The organism is Oleiphilus sp. HI0080 (assembly GCF_001635135.1).
Genome location: NZ_LWFU01000474.1, coordinates 1 through 6,583 on the forward strand (window position 1 = coordinate 1; position 6,583 = coordinate 6,583).

At 48.5% G+C, this 6,583-nt stretch carries 8 protein-coding genes; 2 read left to right on the forward strand and 6 right to left on the reverse strand.

Going from position 1 to position 6,583, the window contains the following annotated elements; translation table 11 throughout:
- The coding region (gene hemN / locus A3751_RS09835) for an oxygen-independent coproporphyrinogen III oxidase (RefSeq protein ID WP_068455129.1) at positions 1-839 on the reverse strand (839 nt) is incomplete at its 3' end.
- 64 nt (positions 840-903) lie between these two features.
- A complete protein-coding gene (gene cobC / locus A3751_RS09840; RefSeq protein ID WP_068455144.1) occupies positions 904-1,512 on the reverse strand; it encodes an alpha-ribazole phosphatase in 609 nt (202 codons plus the stop codon).
- A gap of 109 nt (positions 1,513-1,621) precedes the next feature.
- Between cobC and A3751_RS09845 the strand changes: the two genes are divergently transcribed.
- Entirely contained in the window at positions 1,622-1,903 is a 282-nt protein-coding gene (locus A3751_RS09845) for a pyrimidine/purine nucleoside phosphorylase (protein ID WP_068455131.1), read from the forward strand.
- A gap of 113 nt (positions 1,904-2,016) precedes the next feature.
- Here the strand turns inward: A3751_RS09845 and yeiP are convergent, their stop codons facing one another.
- The 4 genes from yeiP to A3751_RS09865 are packed head-to-tail and all read right to left on the reverse strand — an operon-like array spanning position 2,017 to position 5,525.
- Positions 2,017-2,586 carry an elongation factor P-like protein YeiP gene (yeiP, locus tag A3751_RS09850; protein WP_068455134.1) on the reverse strand — a complete coding sequence of 190 codons (570 nt, stop codon included), beginning with the start codon at positions 2,584-2,586 and terminating at the stop codon, positions 2,017-2,019.
- A gap of 22 nt (positions 2,587-2,608) precedes the next feature.
- On the reverse strand, positions 2,609-3,910 hold the full coding sequence (locus tag A3751_RS09855; protein ID WP_068455137.1) for a CinA family nicotinamide mononucleotide deamidase-related protein: 1,302 nt from the start codon (positions 3,908-3,910) through the stop codon (positions 2,609-2,611).
- Positions 3,911-3,957: 47 nt separating this feature from the next.
- Positions 3,958-4,806, reverse strand: coding sequence for a pyrroline-5-carboxylate reductase (gene proC, locus A3751_RS09860; protein ID WP_231871774.1), 849 nt, complete (start codon positions 4,804-4,806; stop codon positions 3,958-3,960).
- A gap of 8 nt (positions 4,807-4,814) precedes the next feature.
- The gene (locus A3751_RS09865) at positions 4,815-5,525 is read right to left on the reverse strand and encodes a YggS family pyridoxal phosphate-dependent enzyme (RefSeq protein WP_068455139.1); all 711 of its coding nucleotides are present in this window, start codon (positions 5,523-5,525) and stop codon (positions 4,815-4,817) included.
- Positions 5,526-5,677: 152 nt separating this feature from the next.
- On the opposite strand from A3751_RS09865, the gene A3751_RS09870 reads away from it, so the two are divergent.
- The coding region (locus A3751_RS09870) for a type IV pilus twitching motility protein PilT (protein ID WP_068455142.1) at positions 5,678-6,583 on the forward strand (906 nt) is incomplete at its 3' end.

Consider the following 6,583-nt stretch of genomic DNA (forward strand, 5'->3'; position numbering starts at 1 on the left):
ATAATACTATCACTTAGGATGGTGAGCTTATCAACGCTACTGGGCAGTTCCTCGGCCTTGATGAGTCTTTGCGACGGCATCCGATCCGGCATGTGCGCATAGTTGTATAGCGCCAACCGATCCGGCTTAACCTCAATAATCTCTTGCAGAGTACGATGAAAAGAATCCGGCGTTTGCAGGGGGAGGCCATAGATCAAATCAAACGAAATAGACTTGATTTGCAATTCCCGAGCGCGCTTAACAAGCGCTTTGATCTTGTCAAAACATTGCTCACGATTCACCGCTTTCTGCACCTCAGGATTCAAATCCTGAATACCAAAACTGAAACGGTTAAATCCTAACTCGATCAATCGCTCCATGTCTTCCACAGACACCGATCGCGGATCAATCTCAATCCCCATCTCAAGATTATGAGGTAATCCGAGATGAAAGGATTGGGCAATCAACTCAAGCACTTCCTGAATCTGCGCAATGCTCAAAAAAGTAGGCGTTCCGCCTCCAAAATGGATCTGCTGAATGAGTCGATCATCCGCAAAACTTTGCGCTCGCAAAGCGATTTCACGACTGAGGATTTCAACATACTCCGCCGCCCTATTTTGATTTCGCGTAACCACTTTGTTGCAACCACAGTAGTAGCAAAGCGAGGCGCAAAACGGCACATGAATATAGAGTGAAAGCGGTCGAGGAACGAGCAACTGATTGCTCAGCGCAACCTGCTCTTGATAGTCCTCAATACGAAAATTCTCATTAAAATGTAGCGCTGTCGGGTAGGATGTGTAACGAGGGCCATGGCCTTCGTAACGAACCAAAAGCGCGCTTAGCTGTTGCGCATCAATCACAACCGTATCCTGTTTTAAGTTAACGGTGCTCAGTGTATCGGCTCGTCACTCACAAGCAGTTGATTTACATCAACCGAGTTTGATGGAATCTTAATTGCGCAGCACTTTCATTGTCGCCCCAATGATGCACAACAATGCGGCTGACATTTGCGTAAGGCACATCAATGTTCCATAAGCGCTTATTTGGCATTCCTAACACATGCACAAGTATGGCTCGAATCACGCCTCCATGGCAGACTAGTAAACGATGCTGATCCCGGCTAGAGGCGAGCAAAAGCTCCCAAGCCTGGTGCACTCGCTCAACAAAGTCCGTCAGGCGCTCGCCATTCGGGGGCGTATGATTATCCGGATCCTGCCAATAACGTTTTAACGCTTCAGGCTCTCTCTCCATCAACTCAGCCGTCGTCAAACCTTCCCAATCGCCAAAACCAATTTCGCGAAACTGCTCATCAATCTTTAAAGGCACACCATGTCGACCTGCTAATTCCTCAGCAAAAAATCGACAGCGTTTTAGCGGCGAGGCAATAATACTCTGCCATGGATTATGATCCGCAACAGACGCGCGCATTTGTTGCCATCCAAGCTCGGACAAGGGGTCATCTTGTGCCCCTCTAAGGCGCTGCCCACCAACCGGCTCTCCATGACGAATTAGGTCAATAATCGTTTCGTTCATTTTTACCATCTGAATAATATTGGTTTCTCGGTTTTTAATAGCTCTACCCGTATACTACGCGCCAATCGGTTCATAGAAAAAGCAAACGCGAATAAAACGGGAGTACGACATGTTAAACGTGAATGAGTATTTTGATGGCAAAGTAAAATCTATCGCTTTTGAGGGGCGTGATTTACCGACCACTGTCGGCGTCATGGCTGCGGGGGAGTATACATTTGGCACCAGCCAAAAAGAGTATATGACTGTCGTAAGTGGAGAGCTTCAGGTAAAACTGCCTGGCAGTGATCACTTTGTCAGCTTTACCGATGGCAAGACCTTTGAAGTCGACGCCGACCAATCGTTTGATCTAATTGTTCCTTGCGACACGGCGTATCTTTGTAAGTACGAGTAAAGCTCGCATAACATAAAAAAGGGGGGCAGTATTTTCATCGCCCCCCTTTTCACTTCGCTGTCTTGCATCTTAACCGCTTAGATTCGGCCCGTTGGCTGCGCAGGTTTCAGATACTAGTCTGCACGTCCCATAAACTTCTTCTCTGCCGTATTTATACGGATACGTTCGCCCAAGGCTAAGTATTCAGGAACTTGCACAGATAGACCCGTTTCGAAAACAGCCGGCTTGGTGCGAGCACTTGCCGAGGCGCCCTTTATTGCAGGGGAAGTCTCTTTGATTTCCATATCCACCGATTGAGGCATTTCTAGCCCAACAACAGCATCATCAACGATGAGCACGGCCATTCCTTGAATAGACTCGGTTATAAATAACAGCTCGTCTTCTATATCTTCCTTGCGGATGGTGTACTGCGAAAAGTCTTCATCATCCATAAAGACCAAGGCCTCGCCTTCATCATAAGAATAACTCACCATGCGTTTGAAGAGCTCGACCCGCTCTAACAAGTCATCCCCTTTAAAACGCTCTTCGACTTTACTACCCGTTTGTACATTTCGGAAGCGCATTTTATACAACGTCGCTGCGCCCCGCGCACTCGGGTTTTGCACTTCAATTTGTTTTACGTGCAGCAGTTGCTGGTTATACAGCACAACTTCGCCTTTTTTTATCTCACTGGCTCTAGGCATGTTGACTCTCTTTGTCCTTTAATTATGCATTTCGTTTGTTGTTTAGCGCGCGTTCTTTCATGTAAACGGCTTCCTCTTTAATATCCAAGAGCTCTCTTCGAAGTAAATCAAAAGCCAACGCTGCAACGATAATCTGAAAACGTTTGCGGTCCACGGGAAAGTAAAAGCAATGCGTTTTGATCGCAGCAATAGAGCCCCAAGCAACCCAAACAGTGCCGACGGGCTTATCTTCCGATCCCCCTGCAGGCCCAGCAATACCCGAAACAGCCACGCCAATATCTGCTCCACTTTTGGCAAGGGCGCCGCCAAGCATCTCTCTTACGACCAACTCACTAACAGCCCCATGCTGGTTTAAGGTCGCTTCTTGCACCCCTAGCATGGAACTTTTCATTGCGTTTGAATACGTGACATATCCAGCATCAAACACCTGCGAAGCACCGTCCAACTCGGTTAGCATTGCGCTAATTAAGCCGCCAGTACAAGACTCGGCAAAACTCACACGCTTGCCTTGCTCAAGTAAAATATCCTTCAAAACATGGGCGATACTGCGCCCATCCTCCGTCACAATATGTGAGCCAAATAGGTCGCGAGCGACCTGCGCGGTCTCTTCAAGCGTCTGATAGTCCTCCCGATGCGTCGCTTGCAGCTTTAACTCAAGCATGGGCACCGAAGCGCGAAAGCCCAGTTCAATGTTCTTTGGAATGGTGACGCCACTCTTGAAAAGGCGCTGCTGAATTCCCGATTCGCCCATGCCAAAAAGACGAAACCGGTATCGTTTTACTTCTGCGCCTTCAGCAAACTTCATACGCGGGAGAATTTGCTCATCAAACATGCGGAACAACTCGGACGGCACGCCTGGCGTACAATAAACCCGACAACCGGCCACATCTGCAGCAAACCCCGGAGCCGACCCGGTTGCATTGGGGATAATCTCTACACCTTCAGGCAAAATCGCCTGTTTGCGATTCGCCGCGTTGAAAGCAATATTTTTTTGCTTACACCATGCTTCCAGCTGCACCATCGCTTCGGTGTTTTCGCGCAATTCAACACCCAAGACGCCCGCTAAGGCTTCTGCCGTCAAATCATCTACTGTCGGCCCGAGGCCTCCATTAACGATTAACACGTCGGAAAACGCGGCAATGCGTGCAATCTCGCTTTTGAGCACGGCCACGTCATCACCCACCGTCGCTTTATAATGAACGGGGCAACCAAACGCACTTAGCTTTTCAGCCAATTTGGCCGAATTGCTGTCAACAATATCGCCACTCATTAACTCGTTGCCAGTCAACAGAAACGAGACCTTCAAGTGCTCAGCATCCCGCATAATTTTTCACCCAATTGACGTTTCCATTGTTCACGTTAGTTACCACACTATTTGTCACTCAGTAGCTCTGCCATTTCTTTGGAACGGTCCGCGCAAGCCGTCATCGCTTTTGAGACAAGCTCAGGCAAGCCATCATTTTCAAACACATGAATCGCACGCTCAGTTGTTCCGCCTGGCGACATGACATTGCGCTTGAGCTGCTCGGCTGGAAGATCACTCTCAAGCACCATTTTAGCGGCACCCATAGCGGTTTGTGCTGCAAGACGTTTCGCAGATTCGGCCTCAAGCCCGAGGGCCTCGCCCGCCTTCGCCATCTCAGAGATCATCAAAAAGAAATACGCCGGACCACTTCCTGAAACGGCAGTCACTGCGTGAATCAACGACTCTTTTTCAACCCATGTGGCATACCCAACCGCCGCGAACATAGCTTCAATCACCTGCTTCTGCTCTTCACCAACCTGCGCATTAGCAAAAAGCCCACTCGCTCCCTCCAAAACCTGTGCTGGCGTATTCGGCATACAACGTACAATTGGCACGGCGCCCCCAAGCCAGCTTTGCAGACTTTGCATTTCGATACCTGCCGCAATAGAGACAACCACTGGCGTTTTCTCTTCAAACAACGCCTTGAGGGGTTCAATCACCTGCGCCATCACTTGTGGTTTAACAGCGAGTACCACAATATCTGCTGACGAAACAGCAATCGCATTATCTGTGGTCGCCCCAATACCCAACCGTGTCTGCATTGCATCAAGCTTTTCTGGCGATGGATCACTTGCCAGAATGGAACCCGGCTCAACGCCGTTCTCAATAAGGCCCTCAATTATTGCGCTGGCCATGTTTCCGGCGCCAATAAAGCTAATTTTGCTTGTATTTAACTGCATACTTTTATTAGACATACGATTCCTTATTCTGTTGAGGTGCGGGCGCCAAAAATAGCGGTACCAACTCTGACCATGGTCGAGCCATTCTTAATAGCAAGCTCTATATCCGAAGACATTCCCATCGAAAGGGTATCGACACTCTCATACTCTGCTTTTAATACGAGAAAGGCTTGCTGAAGTTTGGCCATACTAGCGCTTAGCGTCTGATCGTCAGAATGCGCGCTTGGTATCGCCATTAACCCTCGTAAACGGAGGTTTGGAAAATGACTGATCGATTCGGCAAAGCGCTCGATTTCATCAACGCTTAAACCCGACTTTGACTCTTCATTATCAATATTTACCTGAATACATATATTCAAAGGCCCCAGCTCTTTAGGCCGCTGATCATTTAGGCGCTGGGCAATTTTAAGGCGATCAAGACTTTGCACCCAATCAAAATGCTCCGCAATCAATCGCGTCTTGTTAGATTGCACCGGCCCTATGAAATACCAGGAGATTTCGGCGGCTTTGTCCGAGTCTAAAACAGCCAATTGTTGCTGCTTTTCAACGGCCTCACTGACATAGTTTTCACCAAAAGCTCGGCACCCTGCATCAAAGGCCTCCAGCACCGATTCGGCACTGTGCTTCTTGCTCACGGGAAGCAGCTCAACTTCGTCCGTTAAGCGCCCAGCGCTAATTGTCGCTTTTTTTATTCTTAATCTAACGTTCTCAAGCTTGTCTGCTATTCTAAACATTATGCTAATCAACAAGATAACGATGCATCGGATCCAGTCATCGGAAACTCTTATCCGAGCTGGCTTGGAAGAAACCCCGGCCATTTGAGCAAAAAGCCGTTATCGAAACAAGCTAATCAAAAAATGAACGTTTAATCCGACAGAGGGTTCTCATGGATATTACTGAATTGCTTGCGTTCTCCGCGAAACAGGGCGCATCCGACTTGCACCTATCGGCGGGACTGCCTCCAATGATTCGTGTCGACGGAGATGTTCGCCGAATCAATCTGCCGGCGATGGAACATAAAGAAGTGCACTCACTGATTTATGACATCATGAATGACAAGCAGCGCAAAGACTTTGAGGAATTTTGGGAAACGGATTTCTCATTCGAGGTTCCTGGTGTTGCACGTTTTCGTGTAAACGCATTCAACCAAAACCGAGGAGCCGGTGCGGTATTTCGTACCATCCCTTCCAAAGTACTTACCATGGAAGATCTGGGTATGAGTCAGGTGTTTCGGGATATTGCTGAAGTGCCACGCGGTCTTGTTCTGGTCACCGGGCCAACCGGTTCGGGTAAGTCGACAACACTGGCAGCAATGATCGACTACATTAACGATAATCGTTATGACCACATTCTCACCATTGAGGATCCGATCGAATTCGTTCACGAGAGTAAAAAATGCTTGGTGAACCAACGAGAAGTACACCGAGACACGCTTGGATTCAACGAAGCACTTCGCTCAGCACTGCGTGAAGACCCCGACATCATTCTTGTTGGTGAGCTTCGAGATCTTGAAACTATTCGCTTGGCACTTACCGCCGCCGAAACAGGGCACTTGGTTTTCGGCACCTTGCACACCACGTCGGCAGCGAAGACGATTGACCGGGTCGTTGATGTGTTCCCTGCAGAAGAAAAATCCATGGTGCGCTCAATGCTCTCTGAATCATTGCAAGCGGTTATCTCGCAGACTCTGCTTAAGAAAACCAATGGCGGTCGAGTTGCAGCGCATGAAATCATGATCGGTACACCGGCGATTCGTAACTTGATTCGTGAAGATAAGGTGGCACAAATGTAC